This is a genomic window from Nocardia sp. NPDC004415 (genome assembly GCF_053602435.1).
The window spans coordinates 102,829-121,335 of the sequence record NZ_JBSGDP010000003.1 but is presented as its reverse complement, the minus strand read 5'-3'; the positions used below and the strand labels follow the sequence as shown (position 1 = coordinate 121,335).

Below are 18,507 nucleotides of genomic sequence, written 5' to 3'. Positions count from 1 at the left end.
ATGACCAGCCTCGAACTGGCGCCACCGCGCGCCAGAACGGCCGGGCAGCGGCCCCGATGGCTTTCCCTAGCCCTGCGCGCCGCGCTGCCCGCGGCCATCGTCGCCGCCTGGTGGGCCGGCTCGGCCGCCGGCGCGATCTCGCCGCGGGTGATCGCGAGCCCCGGCGCGGTCTGGTCGGCGTTCGTGGAACTGCTCGACAGCGGGCAGCTGATCGATTTCGCGCTGGCGTCGTTCGGCCGCGCCGCCGCCGGGGTGGCCCTCGGCGTGGCGGTCGGGTTGCTGCTCGGCCTGGTCTCGGGCCTGTCGAGCCTGGGTGAGGAGCTGGTCGACTCCACGATGCAGATCGTGCGGGCCGTGCCGTTCCTGGCGCTGGTGCCGCTGTTCATCTCCTGGTTCGGCATCGACGAGCTCTACAAGGTGCTGCTCATCGCGGTGGCCACCACCGCCCCCATGTACGCCTACACCTATCTCGGTGTGCGCAATGTCGATCGCAAGATGGTCGAGGCCGCCCGCAGCTTCGGGCTCACCGGCACCCGGCTCGTCGCCGAGGTCATCGTGCCCGCCGCGCTGCCCGGCATCCTGATGGCCCTGCGGATCTGCCTGTCGATAAGCATCACCGGCCTGATCGCCGCCGAACAGGTCGGCACCCAGGAGGGCGTCGGCTATCTGGTGACGCTGGCGCAGGAATACAACCGGACCGACTACATGGTGCTGTGCGTGGTGCTCTACGCGCTGCTCGGTCTGGTGTTCGACGCACTCGTACGGCTCGCGGAACGCTACGCGATGCCCTGGCGCACACAGGTGGCGATCCGATGACCGCGACCACGGCCGCACCCGTCGCGCGCACCGAGTCCGCGCAGCCGCCGGTGGCGGTCTCGATCACCGGACTGCGCAAGGCCTTCGGCGAGAAGGTGGTGCTCGACGGCATCGACCTGACCATCCGCCAGGGCGAGTTCGTCGTCCTGCTCGGTCCCAGCGGCACCGGCAAGACCACGCTGCTGCGGCTGCTCACCGGACTCGAGGTGCCCGACGCGGGCGAGGTGCTCGTGCCCGGCCGGCGCACCACCGTCTATCAGGAACCCCGGCTGATCCCGTCCAAGCGGGTGCTGGCCAATGTGCTCGTCGGCCTGCGCCGCGGCAAGGCCCAGCGCGAAGCCGGACTGCGGGCACTCGGGGAAGTGCAGCTCGACGGCAAGGCCGGGCAGTGGCCCGCCACCCTGTCCGGCGGCGAGGCCCAGCGTGCCGCGCTGGCCAGGGCGCTGGTGCGGGAACCGCAACTGCTGCTGCTCGACGAGCCGTTCGCCGCATTGGACGCGCTGACCCGGCTGCGCATGCAGGACCTCGTCGGCGATCTCGTCGCCCGGCACCGGCCCGCCGTCCTCATGGTCACCCACGATGTCGACGAGGCCATCCGGCTGGCCGACCGGGTGATCATCCTCGACCACGGCCGCTTCGCCGTCGACGAGGTCATCGACCTGCCCCGCCCGCGTGACCACGCGGCACCCGAAACCCTCGGTTACCGAACGCAATTCCTCGACCGCCTCGGCGTCGGATCACACACCAGGAGCCTGTCATGACCGAAACCCTGTGGTACACCCGCTGCCCCGTGCCGACCGCCAGCGGTCTGGCACACAGCCTCGGCTGGCTCGGTGAGACCGCCGCGAGCGCCGGGCTCGAGTTCGGGGTCCTGCAGGACGCGGGCCCCGAACTCGCCGGGCACCATTTCCTGCACGACCTGTCCGGGCTGATCCGCGAGGGCGGCAACGTTCCCGCGCTGGCGGCCCGCGCGCAGGGCTCGCCGACCCGGCTGATCGGGCTGACCTGGATCGACGAATCCCAGGCCGTCCTGGTCGGGCCCGACTCGTCGGTCACCGGCGCGGCCGACCTGGCCGGGCTGCGTGTCGGCGTGCCCGCCTGGGCCCAGGACCAGGCCCGCAGCTTTCCCCGGGCGATGGCGCTGCACGGCTTCGCCAATGCCCTGCGCCCGGCCGGGCTGACCCTGGCCGATGTGCGGGTCACCGAACTCGCCGTCGACCGGGACCCGCAGGTGCGCACCGAGATCCAGTCCGCGCGCCGCTCCACCACCTGGGGCGTCGAGGAACTCCTCGCGGGCACGGTCGACGCGATCTACGTCAAGGGCGCCCGCGCCCAGGAGGTGGCCGTCGAGCACGGCCTGCGCGTCGCGGTCGACCTCGACGCCTCGGCGACCAAGCGCCTGCGCGTCAACAACGGCACCCCGCGGCCGATCACCGTGCACGCCGACCTGCTCGAATCGCGCCCGGAGGTCGTCGTCGGATTCCTGGCGCAGAGCCTGCGCGCCGCCGACTGGGCCGCCGGTGACCTCGACGGAGTCCGCGCGGTGCTGCAACGCGAAACCCTGTCCGGCCCCGACGGTGTCGTCGCCGCCTACGGTGACGAGTTCCATCGCGGCCTGCACCCCTCGCTCACCGAGGAACGCGTCGAACTGCTCGGCGTGCAGAAGCAGTTCCTCTACACCCACGGTTTCCTGGCCGCCGACTTCGACCTCGAAGCCTGGGTCGCCCCCGAGCCGCTGGCCCGTGCCCGCGAGCTCGTCGCCGCCGAAAGGGTGCCCGCATGAGCGAGTTCGTCTGGAGACTGCCCAGCCGGGGTGACGGCCGCCGCGCCGAACCCGGCCTGCGCACCCGCGCCGGCTTCGGCCCGGCGACACCGCCTACGGCGGCCACCGATGTGCGCCCCGGCCGCTTCGGCCCGTTCGACGATCTGGCCCAGATCGTCGACGCCGCGGAACTCAACGGCTTCGACGGAGTGCTCGCGCCCTACGATCCGCTCGGCGAGGAATCCTGGATCGTGGCGGGTGCCGCCTTGCGTGCCACCCGTTACGCGCAGGTCACCGTCGAATTCCAGCCCGCCTTCGGCACACCCGTGTACGCGGCCAAGATCTCGGCGACCCTGCAGCGGCACTCGCGCGGCAGGCTGAACTGGCGCCTCGCTGTGGACACCGATCCGGCCGAGGCGGCCGCGCGCGGCGACCGGGTCGACGGCGACGATCGCTACCGGCGCGCCGCGGAGTTCCTCACCGTGGCCCGCGGTGTCTGGAACGAGACCGAGATCGGCGCGGCCGGATTCGCCGGTACCGGCTTCGCCTACGCGGGTCAGTACTACGACGTCGTCGACGGCGGATTCCGCGGCATCCTGTCCGGGCTGCCGTTCCCGCGGGTCCACCTCAGCGGCACCGGCGCGGCGGCCTTGCGGTTGTCCGCTGAGCACGGCGATGTCCACGTCTTCGGCGAGGAGGTCGACGGAATCTCGCGGGCCACCGCCGAATTGCGCGAACTGGCCGACGCGGCGGGCCGCCGGGTCCGGGTCGCGCTCGAGCTGCCGATCATCGCCAGGGAGACCGAGGACGAGGCCTGGGCCCGCGTCCACCGGCAGTGGGACGAACTCGGCCGCCCCGGGTCCGCGGCCGAGCACGCGCTGGGCGACGGCCGCTGGGCGGGCTTCGAGGCACTCGGCTACGACCGCCCCATCGGCCTGGTCGGCAGCTACGAACAGATCGCCCGCCAGCTCGCGGTCTACGAGATCGCCGGGGTGCAGACCTTCGTGCTGTCCGGCCATCCGCACATCGAGGAGATCCACCGCGCGGGCGAACACCTGCTGTTCCTCGCCGACCCGGCAGGCCGCACCCTCCCCACCGCGCAGGAGCTCACCGCATGACCATCGACGTCTACTGGCGCATCGGCATGGAAGGCGACCACGCCTCCCTGCGCACCCCGCGCCGCTACAACCGCGGCAACGCAGGCGGTTACGGCCCCGGCAATCTGGCCCCGGCCGTCCGCGGTGGCGCGCTGGACGAATACAGCTACCTCGACCACGTCGCCGCCGTCGCCAAGGCCACCGAATCGGCGGGCTTCCTCGGCGGGCTGCTGCCGTCGTTCCCGGTGACCGACGACCCCTGGGCCGTGGCCGCCGCGCTGGCCGCCGAGACCACCACCTACCGGTTCATGGTGGCCTTCCAGCCCGGCTTCCTGCACCCGGTGCAGGCGGCCAGGATGTCGGCGAGCCTGCAACGCGCCACCGGCGGCAGGCTGGTCTACAACATCATCAGCGGTGGTGGCGGACCGGCGCAGCTGTGGTGGGGCGACAAGGTCGCCCACGACGACCGTTACGCCCGCACCAGCGAATTCCTCGACGTGCTGCGCGGCGTGTGGGACGGTGAGCCCTTCGACCACGACGGGCGCTTCTTCCGCACCGAGGGCGCCGCGCTGCCGCCCGGCCTGGCCGGTCAGCCCTTCCCGGAGGTGTACTTCTCGGGCTCCTCGGGTGCCGCCGTCGCCGCGGCGGGCCGCCACGCCGACTACTACCTGTCCTGGCTCGAGCCGTTCGCCGACCTGCGCGCCAAGTTCGACGGCGTGCGTCGCAATGCCGAAAGCCTCGGCCGCACACCGAAGTTCGCCGTGCGTATCGACATCGTCGCCCGGCACACCGAGGAGGCGGCCTGGGCGGAGATCGAGAAGGGCTGGGCCTTCGTCGACCGCGACGCCGCCAACCGGGCCGCCCAGGGCGACTCGGTCGGCGCGGCCCGGATCGCGGGCTGGGTACCCGAAACCATCACCGGCTACCGCGATCTGGAAGTCCAGCGCAACGTCTGGTGCGGGTTCAGCCTCATCCGCGGCGGCCCCGCCTTCGGCCTGGTCGGCAGCTACGAGCAGGTGGCCCAGCGCCTCGACGAACTCATCGACCTCGGCGTCGACGCCTTCATCCTCGCGGGCAACCCGCACCTCGAGGAGGCCTACCGCGTCGGCGAGGAAGTACTGCCCCTGCTCGGCCGCTCCCGGCTCACCAGCCCCACCACCGACGCCGTCCTCGCGACGGCCCGATAACCGCAGGAGAATTCCGATGACCACCACCGAAACCCGCCTGCCGGAGGCCGTCGCGGCCTTCGCCGAGGCGGCCACCCGCGACGCCGAGACCGCGTTCCGGGTCTTCCGCGAGACCGGCACCGTCACCGGCAACGGCACCGTCAACTTCGTCGAGCGCGTCCCCGGCGAGGAGATCGCCGTCGCCCTCAACGAGCCGGGCCCCTGGGCGAGCGACCGCACCGTCGCGCCCGTGGTCGCCACCTTCGACGGAGAAGTGCTCTCCGGCAAGGGTTCCGCCGGATTCGTCACCGGCTACGCCAAGGTGTTCCGGGCGCACCCGGAGATCACCTCGGTCGTGCACATCCACACCCCGTGGCTGGGCGGCTGGGCGCAGACCCACCGCACCCTGCCCATCCGCTACGCCGCCTCCCAGCGCCTGACCCTGTCGCGGGAGATCCCGCCGCACATCGACCGCAGCATCGGCGCGGGCGATTTCATCCTCGACAAGCTCACGACCGACCCGCACCTGGTCGCCATCTTCGAGGCCAACGGCGGCGCCAATGTGATCGGCCGCGCCGGTCTGCTGGAACTGGCCAAGTTCGTCGTCCTGCTGGAGGAGGGCGCCCAGTACCAGGCCATCGCCGAAACCCTCGGCGGTTCGGTCGAATTCGACCCGTCCAACCTGGCGGTGCAGTGGAGCCGCAGCGGCCTGGCCGACGAGGCCCGTCGCCTCGGCCTGATCGGAGAGGCCCGATGAGCCTGCGCGTCGGGTACTTCCCGCACAACAACTCGCTGTTCGTGCTGCGCCACCGCGGCATCCTCGAGCGCGTGATCCCCGACGTCGAGTGGGTGGACCTGCGCGAGCTGCCGCAGGCCGCGCGCGTCGACCCGAAAACCGCGCTGCCGGGCGAGCATTCGGACTGGCTGTTCACCGAGGGCGGCTACGACATCATCGGCACCGGCTTCACCCCGCCGCTGACCGCGCTGGCCAACCAGCGCGACATCGTCTACCTCGGCATCTCCGGCCCGCGCGTGGAGAACGGGCGGCTGGTCGCCACGGCCGCGAGCGGCATCACCTCCGCGGCCGACCTGAAGGGCAAGCGCGTCGGCATCGCGCACGGCTCCTGGCAGACCACCCTGCTGCTGTTCGCCCTCGATCAGGTCGGCCTGACCTGGTCGGATGTCGAACCGGTCGATGTCGACGTGCGCGGCGGCGGTGCCGCCCTGCTGAGTGGCGAGCTCGACGCCTGGGTGGGTACCTATCCTGGCCTGCGCGAGGTGGAGGCGGCCACCGAGCTCACCACCCTGGTCGACACCGCGTCGGTCTTCAGCCACCCGTCGCTGTGGTTCACCCGCCGCGACCTGGCCGAGAACAACCGGGCGGCGGTCGAGGCCGTGCTCGCGGCGCTGCGCGAATCCGATGCCTGGATCATCGCGAATCCCCGCGCGGCCGCGCAGTACTTCGTCGACGACGCGCAGGCCCGCGGCCTGCCCGCCGACCTCGACGCGTGGGAGGCGGCCCTGCGCGGCAGGCCCTTCGGTATCCACCCGGTGAGCGAGGCGTTCCTCGACGAACAGCAGCGCGCCGCCGACCTGCTGGCGGCCAACGGCCTGCTCCCGCGCACGGTCGACGTGCGCTCGGCGGTGCTGCCGGGCATCGCGGAGGAAACCGTCTCCGCCTGAACGAACGGCCCGGCACCCTCTCCGGGGGCCGGGCCGAGTTCGTCAGCGCCGTGATCCGCTGACCCACACCGGCCCGGTGACCAGCCAGATCACGGTGATCACGCCCAGCGTCCCGAACACCCCGGCCAGCTGCTCGCGCTGCTCGGCATCGGCCACGGTGTAGCTCAGCGCCAGCGTGAGCAGCGCCGCGATGGCGGCCGCGCCGAGCCAGCGCGCGAAGTCCGCCCACTCCTTGCGGGCCCGTTCCGGTCCGTCCTTCGGCACCTTCACCGGTGCGGGACCCCCGGCGAAACGGTAGGCGAAACGGGCGTCGAGCCATGCGATCATCCGGTGCCCGAACATCACCGTGCAGCCCAGGTAGATCCCGGCCAGACGATGCGCGAAACCCACCTCGCCACCCCGGTGCAGGTCGACGCCCACCGCGACGACGAGGACCACGTCCAGCACCGGGACCAGCGCCAGCGTCACCAGGCCCGCGCGCCGCAGCCGTGCGGCATAACGCAGCAGCAGCCCGCCGACCACCAGCACCCAGAACCCGATCTCGCAGGCGGCGATGGTCAGCAGTACGGGATTGTTCAGCTCGTCCATACCCTCACTGTGCCGGGCGGACCGGTGCGTGGTCGTCGTGCGGAAGGCGCGCGTGCGGTCCGTCTTTCGGGGGACCCGCACCCGCCCCGCGGTGTGCTGGAATGGGGCATGCCCACGCCGCGCTCGCCCCTGGACCGGCTCGCGGACATCTTCGACAGCGCGACCGCCGCCGCGGTCGGGGTCTTCCTGGTCGGGCTGCTGCTGTGGGCCGCCGGTGGCTGGGCGGTGGTCATCGACCGCGACCTGTACCCGCCCCCGGCCAAACTCGCGCTGCTGGGCGCCGCGTTCGCCATCCAGCTCACCGCCCAGCGCAGGCCCGCGCTCGCCTTCGGGCTGATGGTCGCCCTGCTGGCCGGTGACTTCGTGCTCGGACCCTCGCTGCCGCTGTGGATCGCGCTCACCGATGTGATCTTCCTGGCCGTCAGCACGGGTTCGGACCGGCTGGGACTGGTGGTCGGCTGGTTCGCGGTGCTCGTCACCGCGGGCGGCGCGCTGCTGGCCCTGGCCGTGTTCGGCGTGCGGGCGGCGTTGTACACCGCCCTGATCGCGATCGCCCTCACCTGGTCGCCGCTGGGGTACGCGCGGGCCGTACGCGCCTCGCGGCGGATGGTCGGGGTGGAACGCAATGCCGCGCGCGCCGAACTCGCCGCGCGCGACGCCGAACGCGCCGCCGCCCTCGGCGAGGAACGCCGCCGCGTGGCCAGGGATCTGCACGACACGGTCGCCGGACACCTGTCGGCGGTCGCGATCCTGGCCGAGGTCGCGCAGAAGGACCCCGGCAACACCGCCGTGCTCGGCACCATCCGCGCGGGTAGCCTGGCCGCGCTCGACGAGATGCGCGCGACCATCGACCTGCTCACCACCCCCGAGGACACCGCCGTCACCGCGCGGCTGTCCTCCCTGGACGGGCTCATCGAGGCCGCGCACGCCGCGGGCGGCACCGTGACCCTGCGCGGCGCCGACGACCTGGCCCTGCCCACCGCGGTCGAATCGGTGATCACCCGTATCCTCGGCGAGGCCATCGCCAACGCCACCAGGCACGCCCCCGGCGCTCCACTGGAGATCGAGGTGCGTCGCGAGGCGTCGCGGGTGGTGGTGACGGCCTCGAATCCGATCGAGCCGGACAGCGCCGTCGGACAGGGGAACGGATTGCGCAACATGGCCTTTCGCGCCGAATCGATGGACGGCACGCTCACCGCGCGCGCCGAGGACGGGCTCTGGCGCGTGCGCCTGCGGCTGCCGCTGGGGCAGCGATGACGGTGACGGTCGTGGTCGCCGACGACCACGCGACCATCCGGGCCGGCATCACCATGCTGCTCGAATCCTCCGGGCAGGTGCGCGTGGTCGGGGAGGCAGCCGACGGTGTCGCCGCGGTCGGCCAGGCCAGGGCGCTGCGCCCCGACGTGGTGCTCATGGACGTGCGGATGCCGCGCGTCGACGGGCTGGAGGCCACCGCGGCGGTGGTGGCCGACACCGACGCCAAGGTCCTGGTGCTCACCACCTTCGCCATCGACGACTACGTGCTCGGCGCGCTCGCGGCGGGCGCGAGCGGGTTCCTGCTGAAATCGGTCGGCGGTGACGAACTGGTGCGCGCCGTGCTCGCCGTGGCCGACGGCGACGCGGTGCTCGACCCGAAGATCACCCGCGCGGTCATCGCGGCGCTGCCCCGCGCCACCACCCAGGCACCGGCGCCCGACCTGTCCGCCCTCACCGACCGGGAACGGCAGGTACTCGCGGGACTGGGTGCCGGACTGTCCAATCACCAGATCGGCAGGCGTCTGCACATCGGCGAGGCCACCGTGAAGACCCACGTCTCGCGGGTGCTGAGCAAACTCGGCGTGCAGTCACGCGTGCAGGCCGCGGTGATCGCGACCCAGGCCGGACTCGAACCGTAACCGGCTGTGCCCCGCGACCGGGGCGGTCGCGGGGCACAGGCGCGGCGGGGTGGAGCTCAGCGTGCTGGTTGCGGGTCGGACTGATCCGGACGGATCCGGCGTGATTCAAACCAATAGGTCAGCGACACTGTGGCATAGGAGGTCACTACCACTGTTGCGGTCACCAGAAGAAACGCGGCGATCAAAGGGATCAGGAAAGCCATGTGCCCTCCTCGCGGTACGGTAGGCGTGCGATGAAGGTGGTGGTCAGCGCCTCGTCGCGCCGATTGTGGACAAGCCCCGCGTACTCGATCGTAGGGGCCCGGCGCGAGGAGAGCACGGCCCGGCGCGTGTGATCGCGATCATGTATCAGCTGGAGTGTCACCCGCGTCACCTCATCGGTTCTGAGGTTGAATGTTCAATCGATCTGGGTTCTACCGCGTCACGAGTTCTCGACATCGGCTTCACCACGAAAACCCGACGAAGGAGCAACGATCGTGAGCATGATCCTGGCTGTGTTGGACAGCGCCGTTCTCGCGCAAGTCGGCAATCCCACGCCGGAGGCGCCGCCGATGGCGGAGAAGATCCTGCAGTTGGGCCGGTATTTCACCTGGATGATCCTGCTGTCCGGCGTCACCGCCATCACCTACGGTGGCGGCCGCTTCGCCTGGGAGAAGTGGAGCGGCGGCGGCCTGCAGTCCCCGAAGATGATCGCCAGCGCGATGGCGGGCGGCGCGGTCGCCACCAGCGCGGGCACCATCATGAACGCGGTGATCGGCGCGTGAGCGCGACACCGTGACGCGCGGCCCCGGCTAAGGTCGGGGCGTGCGCATCTTTCTCGCCGGCGCGACCGGCGTCATCGGAACGCGACTGCTGCCGTTGCTGATCGGCGCGGGCCACGAGGTGGCCGGGCTGACCCGCTCCCCGGCGAAAGCGGCCGCGATCCGCGACGCCGGGGCACAGCCGGTGGTGGTCGATGTCTACGACGCGCCGGGGCTGACCGCCGCGGTCACCGCCTTCGCGCCCGAACTGGTCCTGCACCAGCTCACCGACCTGCCCGACGATGTCGCCGAGCTGGCGAACTCCGGCGCGGCCAATGCCCGCATCCGCACCGAGGGCACCACGAATCTGCTGGCCGCCGCCGCGGCGGCGGGCGCGTCCCGGTTCCTGGCCCAGAGCATCGCCTGGGAACCGCCCGCGGGTCGCGGCGCGGTGATCGCCGACCACGAATCCGCGGTGCTGGCCGCCGGTGGGGTCGTGCTGCGCTACGGCCAGTTCCACGGCCCCGGCACCTATTACCCCACCACCCCACCCGAGCGGCCCCGCGTCCACGTCGACACCGCCGCGGCACGGACGGTGGACCTGCTCGACGCCCCCACCGGCACCGTGGTGATCGTCGACCCGCAATAGCGGCCACCGCGCGCTCGCCGGGGCGCCGATAGTCCCTGCCTATCATCGAGACATGGAGCTGCGCCACGTCCGCTACCTGCTCGCCGTCGCCGAGCACGGGAACTTCACCCGGGCGGCCGAGGCGCTGCACATCTCCCAGCCGACGCTCTCGCAGCAGATCAAACAGCTCGAGCGGCTGCTCGGCGCGCAGTTGCTCGACCGCACCGGCCGCACGGTGCGGCTGACCGACGCCGGTCGGGCCTACACCGAGCACGCCCGCAACGCCCTGCGCGACCTCGAGGCCGGTGAGCGCGCGGTGCACGACGTCCAGGATCTGCACCGGGGACATCTGCGCGTCGCCATGACCCCGACGATCACCGCCTACCTCGTTGGCCCGCTGCTCGACCGGTTCCACCGCGCGCACCCCGGCATCACCGTCACGATCACCGAGACCACCCAGGACCGGCTCGAAGCCGACCTGCTCGCCGACACCGTCGACCTGGGTATCGCCTTCAGCGGCGCACACGCCCCCGGCATCGACCACACCGCGCTGGGCACCGAGTCGTTGAGTCTGGTCGTCGGCGCGGGGCACGCCCTCGCCGGGCGGTCCGCGCCGCTGCCGGTCGGGCGGCTGGCCGACGAACCGCTGGCACTGTTGCGCCGTGACTTCGCCACCCGCGCCCACATCGACGCCTACCTGGCCGGGTGCGGTGTCATCCCGCGCGTCGCGGTCGAGGCCAACTCCATCGGCGCCCTGGTCGAGGTCACCCGGTGCGGTGCCCTCGGCACCGTGCTGCCCGACGCGATCGCCCACGCCCACCCCGACCTGCGCCCGGTCGCCCTCGATCCCGCGGTCCCGTGCCGCACGGTGGAGCTACTGCGCCGCGACACGGCCTATCACTCGGCCGCCGCCCGCGCCTTCGCCGCTGTCGCCCGGGAAAGCACCGAGGCAGTCACCTGAGGTCGAGCCACTCCGGGGTGCGCTCGAGGCGCGGCAGGGTCGCGGAGATCTGGGCGACCAGCTTCCACGGCCGATCGGTATCGGTGGCGGCTTTGCCGCTGGTGAGGATCGCGCCGGACAGGCCGCGTTCGGGGTCGGCCCAGCCGTACTGGGTCGTCAGGCCGCTGCGACCGAAGTGCGCGCGGGTGTCGCGGCCGAATTTCGAACGGCGGCCGCCGAGTTCGAAACCCGCCCGGCTGACCCGGCCCGCCGCACCCGGAATACGCTTGGCCGGGCGGATCGCGTCACGTAGCGTGGTGGGTTCGATGATCCGCACCCCGTCGAGTTCGCCACCGCGCGTGAGGATTTCGTAGAAGCGCGACAGTTCCGCGGCGGTGGTGACGAGATTGCCGGAGGGGAGTTCGGCGGCGAGGAAGGCGTCGTTGTCGGCCTTGGACGCCTTGTCCATCCTGCCGCCGAGCGCCTTGCGCGCCAGGAACAGCGACAGGCGCGAGGGCGGGGGACCGGTCTTCACACTCGGCACCACCTTGTCGATATCGGCGGGCGCGACGCCGAAGGTGGTCCAGCGGAAGCCGAGTGGGTCGAGCACCTGCTCGGCGAGGTGTTCGCGCATGCGCTTGCCGGTGGCCCGCTGCACGAGCAGCCGCTGGATCAGTCCGCTGGTCAGCGCGTGGTAGACGCGGAACCGGCCGGGCGGCCAGCTCGGCACCAGATCGGTGAGCGCCGCCAGCGCCAGCTCCTCGTCGGGCACCACCTCGCTGGCCCGGTACGGCGACGGCATGAACGGGACACCCGCGGAATGCGACAGCACGTGACCGATGGTGATGCGGTCCTTGCGATGCGCGGCGAACTCCGGAATGTATTCGCACACCGGGTCGTTCAGCGCGAACGCGCCCTGCTCGACGAGCATGGACATCACCGTCGCGGCGACACCCTTGGCCGTGGAGAAACCACAGAACGGGGTGTCCGGGGTGACGAGGATCTTCTCCGCGTCGGGGGCGTCCCGGGGCCCATTGCCCCAGCCGTGGCCGATGGCCCGGTTCAGTACGATCCTGCCGTTGCGGCGCAGGCACACCTGGATCGCGGGCGTGGTCCCCATGGCGTACCAGTCGCACACCGACGCCCACAGCCGCGCCACGGCCTCGGGCGACGTGCCCGCCGCCAGCGGATCGTCCTCGGGCCCGACGGTCGTCACCGACGTCAGATCCTCGGCGACCGTCACCACACTGCCGGTTCGTGCGCTCATGGGCCCCACCCTAGCGACGGCGCGGGTCCCCGACACTGTGACGAAGACACCTCGGGGCCCTGACCTGCGCAGACGATGGGTTCAGCCGGTCGGTACCCGCGCCGGGGCACCGGTGCTGTTCGGCGTGCTCCGCCCGGCGGAGCGGGGATCGTGCGGTGGTGCGGCACGACCCCCGCCCGGCGGTGCTCACGCGGAGGCTTCCGCGGTGATCCTGGCCGGATCGACCGGGGTCCGCCCCGCCGCGACCACGGCCCGGCGGGCGTAGGCGCGCACATCGGCGTCCGGATCGGCGACCGCGGTTTCCAGCGCGTCCACCGCGGCATCGTCCCCCGGCCAGGTGGCCAGGGCGAGCACGGCGGCCTTGCGGACATCGAGGTGCCGGTCGGCGAGCGCGTCGGTCAGCGGCGCGACGGCCACCTCCGGCGCGGCACCCGCCAGCCCCCGCGCCGCGCCGACGCGCACCTGCCACGCGGAATGCCGCAGTGCCGCGGCGATGTCCACGACATCCCCGGCGCCGGGGCCCAAGGCCGCGTAGGCGGTCAGCGCGGCGGCGCGCACCAGCGGATCGGGATCACCGGAGAGCACCCGGACCACCTCGATCCCCCCGGTCCCGATGGAGGCGAGGCCCTGGGCGACGGCGATCCGCACTTCCCGGTTGAGGTCCGCGGCGATCGAGGCCACCGCGTCGGCGTCGTCGAGCGACACCAGCGCGCGGACCGCCTCGATCCGCACCCGATGGTCGGAATCACTCAGCGCCGCACGGAATTCGGCGGCCGAACCGGCACGCAGCGCCCGCAGCAGGTCGACGACGGTCGCCCGGACCAGCGGATCGGGCGAGCCGAGATGACCGGCCAGCGCTCCCGCGCCCGGCAGCACCTCCACCAGCTCCCGCAGGCTCTCGGTCGCGGCCCGGCGCACCGAGGCCGCCTCGTCACCGAGCGCGCCCACCAGCTCGTCGGCGAACCCGTCGGGGGTGTTCTCGGTGAGCACCGACAGCGCCGCCACCCGCACGACCGGATCGGGATCGGCCAGGTAGCTCGAAACATCCTCGACCGCAGGTGAATCCAGCGCCAGCAGCGTGACGAGCCGGGGTGAGGACGGCGTGGTCGCCACCGGCTGACTGCGCGCGGGCGCGTCGTGCTGCGGCGCGCGGGTACCGACCAGCTCCGGCTGGGCGATCACCTCCACGATCGGCTCGGCCGAGGGCACATCGTCGAGCCCCGGCACCGGCACCAGATACGGCGCCACCGACCGCTTCACGAACTCCATCTCGCCCTCGGCGGTCTTGCGCAGATTCAGGTGGAAGTTCCACGACGCGTCGTCGCGGTCGGGCAGATCGGCCCGGTCGTGGTAGAGGCCCCAGCGCGATTCGGTGCGGGTCAGCGAGCTGCGCGCCGCCATCTCGGCGCAGTCGCGGATGAACGACACCTCCGCCGCCCGCATCAGCTCGTGCGGCGTGCACGCCCCGATGCCCTCGACCTCCCCGCGCATCCGCTCGAAGGTCTCCACCGCGATCGACAGCTTGGCGGCGGTCTTGGGCGGCGCCACATAGTCGTTGACGAAACGGCGCAGCTTGTATTCCACCTGCGGCTGCGGCGGGCCCTCGGGCTGGCGCAGCGGCCGGTAGATCAGTTCGTGCGCGTCGGCCAGCTGGTCCTCGGGCAGCTCGGTGGGCGCGGTGACCTCCTCGAGGGTCGAGGCCGCGTGCGCACCGGCCAGATCGCCGTAGACGAACGCGCCGATCATGTAGTTGTGCGGTACGCACGCCAGGTCACCGGCCGCGTAGAGCCCGGGGACCGTGGTGCGGGCGTTGTCGTCCACCCACACTCCGGACGCGGAATGTCCACTGCACAAACCGATCTCGGAGATGTGCATCTCGATGTCGTGGGTGCGGTAGTCGTGGCCGCGATTGGCGTGGAAGGTGCCGCGGGTGGGTCGCTCGGTGGTGTGCAGGATCGATTCGAGCGTGGACAGCGTCTCGTCGGGCAGATGCGAGACCTTCAGATAGATGGGCCCGCGCGCGGATTCGATCTCCTGCTTCACCTCGGCCATCATCTGCCCCGACCAGTAGTCGGAGTCGACGAACCGCTCGCCCTCGGCATTGACCTGGTAGCCACCGAACGGATTGGCGACATAGGCGCAGGCGGGACCGTTGTAGTCCTTGATCAGCGGATTGATCTGGAAGCACTCGATCCCGGACAGTTCCGCACCGGCGTGATACGCCATCGCGTACCCGTCCCCGGCATTGGTCGGGTTCTCGTAGGTGCCGTACAGATAGCCCGAGGCGGGCAGGCCGAGCCTGCCGCACGGACCGGTCGCCAGGATCACCGCCTTGGCGCCCACGGCGACGAACTCGCCGGTGCGGGTGTTGAGGGCGGCGGCACCCACCGCGCGCCCGTTCTCGGTGAGCACCCGCACCGGCATCAGCCGGTTCTCGATCTGGATCCGCTCGCGCATCTTCCGCTGGCGCAGCACGCGATACAGCGCCTTCTTCACGTCCTTGCCCTCGGGCATCGGCAGCACGTAGGAACCCGACCGGTGCACCCGGCGCACCGCGTACTCGCCGTACTCGTCCTTCTCGAACTTCACGCCGTAGCGTTCGAGCCGCTGCACCATCGCGAAACCGCGGGTCGCGGTCTGATACACCGTGCGCTGGTCGACGATGCCGTCGTTGGCGCGGGTGATCTCGGCGACGTAGTCCTCCGGTTCGGCCTTGCCCGGGATGACGGCGTTGTTGACCCCGTCCATTCCCATGGCGAGCGCGCCGGAATGGCGCACGTGCGCCTTCTCCAGCAGCAGCACGTTCGCGCCGGACTCGGCGGCGGTGAGCGCGGCCATGGTGCCCGCGGTGCCGCCGCCGATGACGAGCACATCGCAGTCCAGCCGGACGCGTTCGGACAGCTCGGGAATGTTCACAGTAGCTCCAGGATCCGGTCGCGCAGCTCGCTGCGGTCCACCGCGGAACGCGGCTCGGGCACCTCGACGACCGCGCGCAGCGACCCCGCGCCGAGCACGGCGATCCGGTCGCCGAGCAGCAGGGCCTCGTCGAGGTCGTGGGTGACGAAAACGATGGTGGTGGGATGGGCGCGCCAGGTCTCGACCAGCAGGCGCTGCATCTCGGTGCGGGTCTGGCTGTCGAGCGCGCCGAACGGCTCGTCCATGAGCACCGCGCGCGGCGACCCGGCCAGGCTGCGCGCCAGCTGCACCCGCTGACGCATCCCGCCGGACAGGTCACGCGGCAGATAGTCGGCGTAGCCGGTGAGCCCGACCTCGTCGAGCCAGCGCCGCGACCGGGTGGCCCGCTCGGCCCGGGGGACACCCCGAAGCCGCAGGGCCAGTTCGACATTGGTGCGCGCGGTGCGCCACGGCAGCAGCGCGTCGTCCTGGAAGACCAGGGCGCGATCGGCCGAGGGCCCGGTGACGGTGTCGTCGTCGGCGCGGATGACGCCGCCGGTGGGCAGGCGCAACCCGGCCAGGGCGCGCAGCAGCGTCGACTTGCCGCAGCCGGATTTGCCGACCAGCACGAGGATCTCCCCGGCGGCGACCGCGAGGTCGATATCGTGCACGACGGTCTTGGCGCCGTAGCTGATCCGGACCGATTCCAGGTCCAGCCGCATCCCGGCGGAGACGGTGGGGGCGAGGGTGGTGGTCATGACGCGACCTCTCTCGGCAGCCAGCGGGTGACCCGGCGGCCTGCCAGTTCGACGATGCCGGAGGTGAGGAAGCCGAGGACGCCGATGGTGATCATGCCGACGAACACGGCCGGGTAGTCCACGATCGTGTAGGACTGCCAGGTGCGATAGCCGATGCCGAGGCGCCCGGAGATCATCTCCGCGGAGATGAGGCAGATCCAGGCCACGCCCATGCCCACCGACAGGCCGCTGAACACGCCCGGCAGGATGCCGGGCACGACCACCCGGGTCAGCACTTCGCGCCGGGAGGCGCCGAGCGTGCGCACCGCGTCCTCCCAGATGGTCGGCAGGGCGCGGGTGGCGTGCCGGGTGCTCACCAGCACCGGGAACAGCGAGGCGGTGAAGGTGATGAACACGATGCCGGACTCGTCGCTGGGGAACAGCAGGATGGCCACCGGCACCAGCGCGATCGCCGGGATCGGGCGGATGAGCTCGGCCAGCGGGCCGAACACATCGGCCAGCAGCCGCGAGCGACCCAGGCCGATGCCGGCCAGCACACCGACCACGGCCGCCAGCCCGAACCCGGTGACGATGCGCACCAGCGACTGCGCCACATCCAGGTAGTACTGGCCGGTGCCCAGGTGCTCACCGAACTCGGCGACGATCTCGGTCACCGTCGGCAAGGTGTCGAACCGCAGCCCGAAGCGCACGTCACCGGCGGTGAGCGCCTGCCACAGCCCGACGGCCACCACCACCGAGGTGATCCGGATGGCCCGGGACACCCACACCGACCTGCCCGGCGCGGCGGGGGTCTCCGGCTCGGCGGTCGGCTCGGTCGCGACCGGGGAGCGGTCGGATACCGCGGTCATCCGCGGACCTCCGTCACGGCCTGGCGGTAGGTCACCGGAGTCGCCCCGGCGTGCGCGGCACGGTAGCGGTCGGCGGCGGCCTGTGTGGTGAACGGCAGGTAGCGCTCGCCGTCGCGCAGCCAGACCGCCTTGTCGGCGAACCAGCGGGTACCCAGCTCGGCGTCGGGCAGGTAGACCGCGCGCACGGTCTTGCCCGCCGCTTCGGCGGCCTGCACCGCGCGCAGCAGGCAGGCGGGGTTCGCCGCGGGCTGCGGCTTGTCGGCGCCGTCCACCCACACCTCACCGGCCAGCGCCGGATCGGTGACCGGCACCCCGCACACCGGGTCGGTCCCGGTGACCTTGCTCGGGTTGGTTCCCGAGGCCAGATCGGCGTCGTAATCGCCGCGGCCCGTGTAGGCCTCGCGCAGCGGACCGTCCTGGACGAAGCCGTCGATGTCGAGTTCGGCGAAGTCGCCGATGGACTTCAGATAATTGACGTCGTCCTTGAACGCGGCGATCAGGCTCGGCTTGAGCGTGGTGTCGAAGCTGGTGCCGCCGGGACCGTTGTAGAGGTACACCACCTCCTGCGGCAGCCCCGAGCCCTTCGCGACGATATCGGCCGCCTCGAACGGCTTCTCGTTGAGGAACGCGGTCGCGTCGAGCTGCGCGGCCAGGAACGCCTGGAGCACCTCGGGATGATCGGCGGCGTAGGCGCGGCGGGCGACCACGCCGTGGAAGGTCGGCACGTTCAGCTCGGCGCCGTCGTAGAGCAGCTTGGCCTTGTTCTGCTGCACCAGCAGACCCGGCCAGGCCACGAACTGCGAGAGCGCGCCCACCTGATGCGATTCCAGCGCTGTCGCCCCGACCTGGGGCTGCTGGTTGAGGACCTCCACCCCCTTGGCCGGATCGATCCCGGCGCGGGTCAGCGCCTGCACCAGGGTGCCGTGCCCGGCCGAACCCACACTGGCCGAGATCTTCTGGCCTGCCAGATCCGACAGCGAGCGGGCGGGCGAATCATTGGGCACCACCACCATGTTCAGCGCGCCCTTGGGGTTGTAGCCGGTGATCGACACCAGCTCGGTGCGGGCGCGCTCGTTGGCCTGGGTGCGCGAACCGTTGATCAGCAGCGGGTAGTCGCCCATCGAACCGATGTCGATCTTCTCCGCCACCATCTGCGCGGTGATCGGCGCGCCGGTGTCGTAGTCCTGCCACTCCACCTGGTACTTCGCGCCGCCCGCGTCGGTGAGCTGCTGCAACCGCTGCTCCAGGTAGCCCTGGGCGCGCAGCAGGGTGCCTGCGGTGACGGTGTTGATGGTCTTGGACTGATAGCCGACGACGACCTTCACGGTCCCCTCGGGCGCGGCATCGCTGCTCTCGAGGGAGCAGCCCGCGGCGGCGAGGGCCACGGCCAGCGCGACGGGGACGAGACGAGTGAGCTTCATGCG

The 18,507-nt window shown here is 71.7% G+C and carries 19 protein-coding genes; 12 read left to right on the top strand and 7 right to left on the bottom strand.

Annotation, left to right across the window (positions count from 1 at the left end):
* From ACWEMY_RS02625 to ACWEMY_RS02595, 7 genes are read left to right on the top strand one after another with little or no spacing between them, the layout of a single operon-like run.
* Window positions 1–816, top strand: a complete 816-nt coding sequence (locus tag ACWEMY_RS02625; protein WP_452388578.1) for an ABC transporter permease — start codon at window positions 1–3, stop codon at window positions 814–816.
* On the top strand, window positions 813–1,577 hold the full coding sequence (locus ACWEMY_RS02620) for an ABC transporter ATP-binding protein (RefSeq protein ID WP_452388577.1): 765 nt from the start codon (window positions 813–815) through the stop codon (window positions 1,575–1,577). The genes ACWEMY_RS02625 and ACWEMY_RS02620 overlap by 4 nt, the downstream gene beginning before the upstream one ends.
* Window positions 1,574–2,599 carry an ABC transporter substrate-binding protein gene (locus ACWEMY_RS02615; protein ID WP_452388576.1) on the top strand — a complete coding sequence of 342 codons (1,026 nt, stop codon included), beginning with the start codon at window positions 1,574–1,576 and terminating at the stop codon, window positions 2,597–2,599. Before ACWEMY_RS02620 ends, ACWEMY_RS02615 begins: the two co-directional genes overlap by 4 nt.
* Entirely contained in the window at window positions 2,596–3,696 is a 1,101-nt protein-coding gene (locus ACWEMY_RS02610) for an LLM class flavin-dependent oxidoreductase (RefSeq protein ID WP_452388575.1), read from the top strand. Before ACWEMY_RS02615 ends, ACWEMY_RS02610 begins: the two co-directional genes overlap by 4 nt.
* The gene (locus tag ACWEMY_RS02605; protein WP_452388574.1) at window positions 3,693–4,862 is read left to right on the top strand and encodes an LLM class flavin-dependent oxidoreductase; all 1,170 of its coding nucleotides are present in this window, start codon (window positions 3,693–3,695) and stop codon (window positions 4,860–4,862) included. The genes ACWEMY_RS02610 and ACWEMY_RS02605 overlap by 4 nt, the downstream gene beginning before the upstream one ends.
* 16 nt (window positions 4,863–4,878) lie before the next feature.
* Window positions 4,879–5,598: a class II aldolase/adducin family protein gene (locus ACWEMY_RS02600; RefSeq protein WP_452388573.1), complete on the top strand. Its 720-nt coding sequence runs from the start codon at window positions 4,879–4,881 to the stop codon at window positions 5,596–5,598.
* Window positions 5,595–6,524: an ABC transporter substrate-binding protein gene (locus ACWEMY_RS02595; RefSeq protein ID WP_452388572.1), complete on the top strand. Its 930-nt coding sequence runs from the start codon at window positions 5,595–5,597 to the stop codon at window positions 6,522–6,524. The genes ACWEMY_RS02600 and ACWEMY_RS02595 overlap by 4 nt, the downstream gene beginning before the upstream one ends.
* Before the next feature lie 42 nt (window positions 6,525–6,566).
* Here ACWEMY_RS02595 and ACWEMY_RS02590 read toward each other — a convergent pair whose 3' ends face one another.
* Window positions 6,567–7,112: a hypothetical protein gene (locus ACWEMY_RS02590; protein WP_452388571.1), complete on the bottom strand. Its 546-nt coding sequence runs from the start codon at window positions 7,110–7,112 to the stop codon at window positions 6,567–6,569.
* Window positions 7,113–7,220: 108 nt separating this feature from the next.
* On the opposite strand from ACWEMY_RS02590, the gene ACWEMY_RS02585 reads away from it, so the two are divergent.
* Window positions 7,221–8,369, top strand: coding sequence for a sensor histidine kinase (locus ACWEMY_RS02585; RefSeq protein ID WP_452388570.1), 1,149 nt, complete (start codon window positions 7,221–7,223; stop codon window positions 8,367–8,369).
* The gene (locus ACWEMY_RS02580; protein WP_452388569.1) at window positions 8,366–9,007 is read left to right on the top strand and encodes a response regulator; all 642 of its coding nucleotides are present in this window, start codon (window positions 8,366–8,368) and stop codon (window positions 9,005–9,007) included. Before ACWEMY_RS02585 ends, ACWEMY_RS02580 begins: the two co-directional genes overlap by 4 nt.
* 56 nt (window positions 9,008–9,063) lie before the next feature.
* Here ACWEMY_RS02580 and ACWEMY_RS02575 read toward each other — a convergent pair whose 3' ends face one another.
* The gene (locus ACWEMY_RS02575; protein ID WP_278262055.1) at window positions 9,064–9,210 is read right to left on the bottom strand and encodes a hypothetical protein; all 147 of its coding nucleotides are present in this window, start codon (window positions 9,208–9,210) and stop codon (window positions 9,064–9,066) included.
* 279 nt (window positions 9,211–9,489) lie between these two features.
* On the opposite strand from ACWEMY_RS02575, the gene ACWEMY_RS02570 reads away from it, so the two are divergent.
* Genes ACWEMY_RS02570 through cynR form a run of 3 tightly spaced genes read left to right on the top strand, consistent with a single transcriptional unit; the run spans window position 9,490 to window position 11,336 of the window.
* Window positions 9,490–9,771 (top strand): hypothetical protein, encoded by a 282-nt coding sequence (locus ACWEMY_RS02570; protein ID WP_278262560.1) that lies wholly within the window; start codon window positions 9,490–9,492, stop codon window positions 9,769–9,771.
* Between the two features lie 40 nt (window positions 9,772–9,811).
* Window positions 9,812–10,396, top strand: coding sequence for an NAD-dependent epimerase/dehydratase family protein (locus ACWEMY_RS02565; protein ID WP_452388568.1), 585 nt, complete (start codon window positions 9,812–9,814; stop codon window positions 10,394–10,396).
* A gap of 52 nt (window positions 10,397–10,448) precedes the next feature.
* Complete coding sequence (gene cynR / locus ACWEMY_RS02560; RefSeq protein WP_452388567.1) at window positions 10,449–11,336, top strand: transcriptional regulator CynR; 888 nt, start codon at window positions 10,449–10,451, stop codon at window positions 11,334–11,336.
* Here the strand turns inward: cynR and ACWEMY_RS02555 are convergent.
* From ACWEMY_RS02555 to ACWEMY_RS02535, 5 genes are all read right to left on the bottom strand, one after another.
* A complete protein-coding gene (locus tag ACWEMY_RS02555) occupies window positions 11,329–12,582 on the bottom strand; it encodes a serine hydrolase (protein WP_452388566.1) in 1,254 nt (417 codons plus the stop codon). The two genes, cynR and ACWEMY_RS02555, sit on opposite strands and share 8 nt — an antisense overlap.
* Before the next feature lie 186 nt (window positions 12,583–12,768).
* Window positions 12,769–15,498 carry a fumarate reductase/succinate dehydrogenase flavoprotein subunit gene (locus ACWEMY_RS02550; protein ID WP_452388565.1) on the bottom strand — a complete coding sequence of 910 codons (2,730 nt, stop codon included), beginning with the start codon at window positions 15,496–15,498 and terminating at the stop codon, window positions 12,769–12,771.
* Window positions 15,495–16,235: an ABC transporter ATP-binding protein gene (locus ACWEMY_RS02545; RefSeq protein WP_452388564.1), complete on the bottom strand. Its 741-nt coding sequence runs from the start codon at window positions 16,233–16,235 to the stop codon at window positions 15,495–15,497. The genes ACWEMY_RS02550 and ACWEMY_RS02545 overlap by 4 nt, the downstream gene beginning before the upstream one ends.
* On the bottom strand, window positions 16,232–17,083 hold the full coding sequence (locus ACWEMY_RS02540; RefSeq protein WP_452388563.1) for an ABC transporter permease: 852 nt from the start codon (window positions 17,081–17,083) through the stop codon (window positions 16,232–16,234). The genes ACWEMY_RS02545 and ACWEMY_RS02540 overlap by 4 nt, the downstream gene beginning before the upstream one ends.
* Window positions 17,080–18,504: an ABC transporter substrate-binding protein gene (locus ACWEMY_RS02535; protein ID WP_452388562.1), complete on the bottom strand. Its 1,425-nt coding sequence runs from the start codon at window positions 18,502–18,504 to the stop codon at window positions 17,080–17,082. The genes ACWEMY_RS02540 and ACWEMY_RS02535 overlap by 4 nt, the downstream gene beginning before the upstream one ends.
* Window positions 18,505–18,507: the final 3 nt, after the last annotated feature.

Coding starts and splice junctions, on each gene's coding strand:
- ACWEMY_RS02625 (WP_452388578.1), top strand. CDS start 1: ATGACCAGCCTCGAACTGGCGCCACCGCGCGCCAGAACGGCCGGGCAG.
- ACWEMY_RS02620 (WP_452388577.1), top strand. CDS start 813: ATGACCGCGACCACGGCCGCACCCGTCGCGCGCACCGAGTCCGCGCAG.
- ACWEMY_RS02615 (WP_452388576.1), top strand. CDS start 1,574: ATGACCGAAACCCTGTGGTACACCCGCTGCCCCGTGCCGACCGCCAGC.
- ACWEMY_RS02610 (WP_452388575.1), top strand. CDS start 2,596: ATGAGCGAGTTCGTCTGGAGACTGCCCAGCCGGGGTGACGGCCGCCGC.
- ACWEMY_RS02605 (WP_452388574.1), top strand. CDS start 3,693: ATGACCATCGACGTCTACTGGCGCATCGGCATGGAAGGCGACCACGCC.
- ACWEMY_RS02600 (WP_452388573.1), top strand. CDS start 4,879: ATGACCACCACCGAAACCCGCCTGCCGGAGGCCGTCGCGGCCTTCGCC.
- ACWEMY_RS02595 (WP_452388572.1), top strand. CDS start 5,595: ATGAGCCTGCGCGTCGGGTACTTCCCGCACAACAACTCGCTGTTCGTG.
- ACWEMY_RS02590 (WP_452388571.1), bottom strand. CDS start 7,112: ATGGACGAGCTGAACAATCCCGTACTGCTGACCATCGCCGCCTGCGAG.
- ACWEMY_RS02585 (WP_452388570.1), top strand. CDS start 7,221: ATGCCCACGCCGCGCTCGCCCCTGGACCGGCTCGCGGACATCTTCGAC.
- ACWEMY_RS02580 (WP_452388569.1), top strand. CDS start 8,366: ATGACGGTGACGGTCGTGGTCGCCGACGACCACGCGACCATCCGGGCC.
- ACWEMY_RS02575 (WP_278262055.1), bottom strand. CDS start 9,210: ATGGCTTTCCTGATCCCTTTGATCGCCGCGTTTCTTCTGGTGACCGCA.
- ACWEMY_RS02570 (WP_278262560.1), top strand. CDS start 9,490: ATGATCCTGGCTGTGTTGGACAGCGCCGTTCTCGCGCAAGTCGGCAAT.
- cynR (WP_452388567.1), top strand. CDS start 10,449: ATGGAGCTGCGCCACGTCCGCTACCTGCTCGCCGTCGCCGAGCACGGG.
- ACWEMY_RS02555 (WP_452388566.1), bottom strand. CDS start 12,582: ATGAGCGCACGAACCGGCAGTGTGGTGACGGTCGCCGAGGATCTGACG.
- ACWEMY_RS02545 (WP_452388564.1), bottom strand. CDS start 16,235: ATGACCACCACCCTCGCCCCCACCGTCTCCGCCGGGATGCGGCTGGAC.
- ACWEMY_RS02540 (WP_452388563.1), bottom strand. CDS start 17,083: ATGACCGCGGTATCCGACCGCTCCCCGGTCGCGACCGAGCCGACCGCC.
- ACWEMY_RS02535 (WP_452388562.1), bottom strand. CDS start 18,504: ATGAAGCTCACTCGTCTCGTCCCCGTCGCGCTGGCCGTGGCCCTCGCC.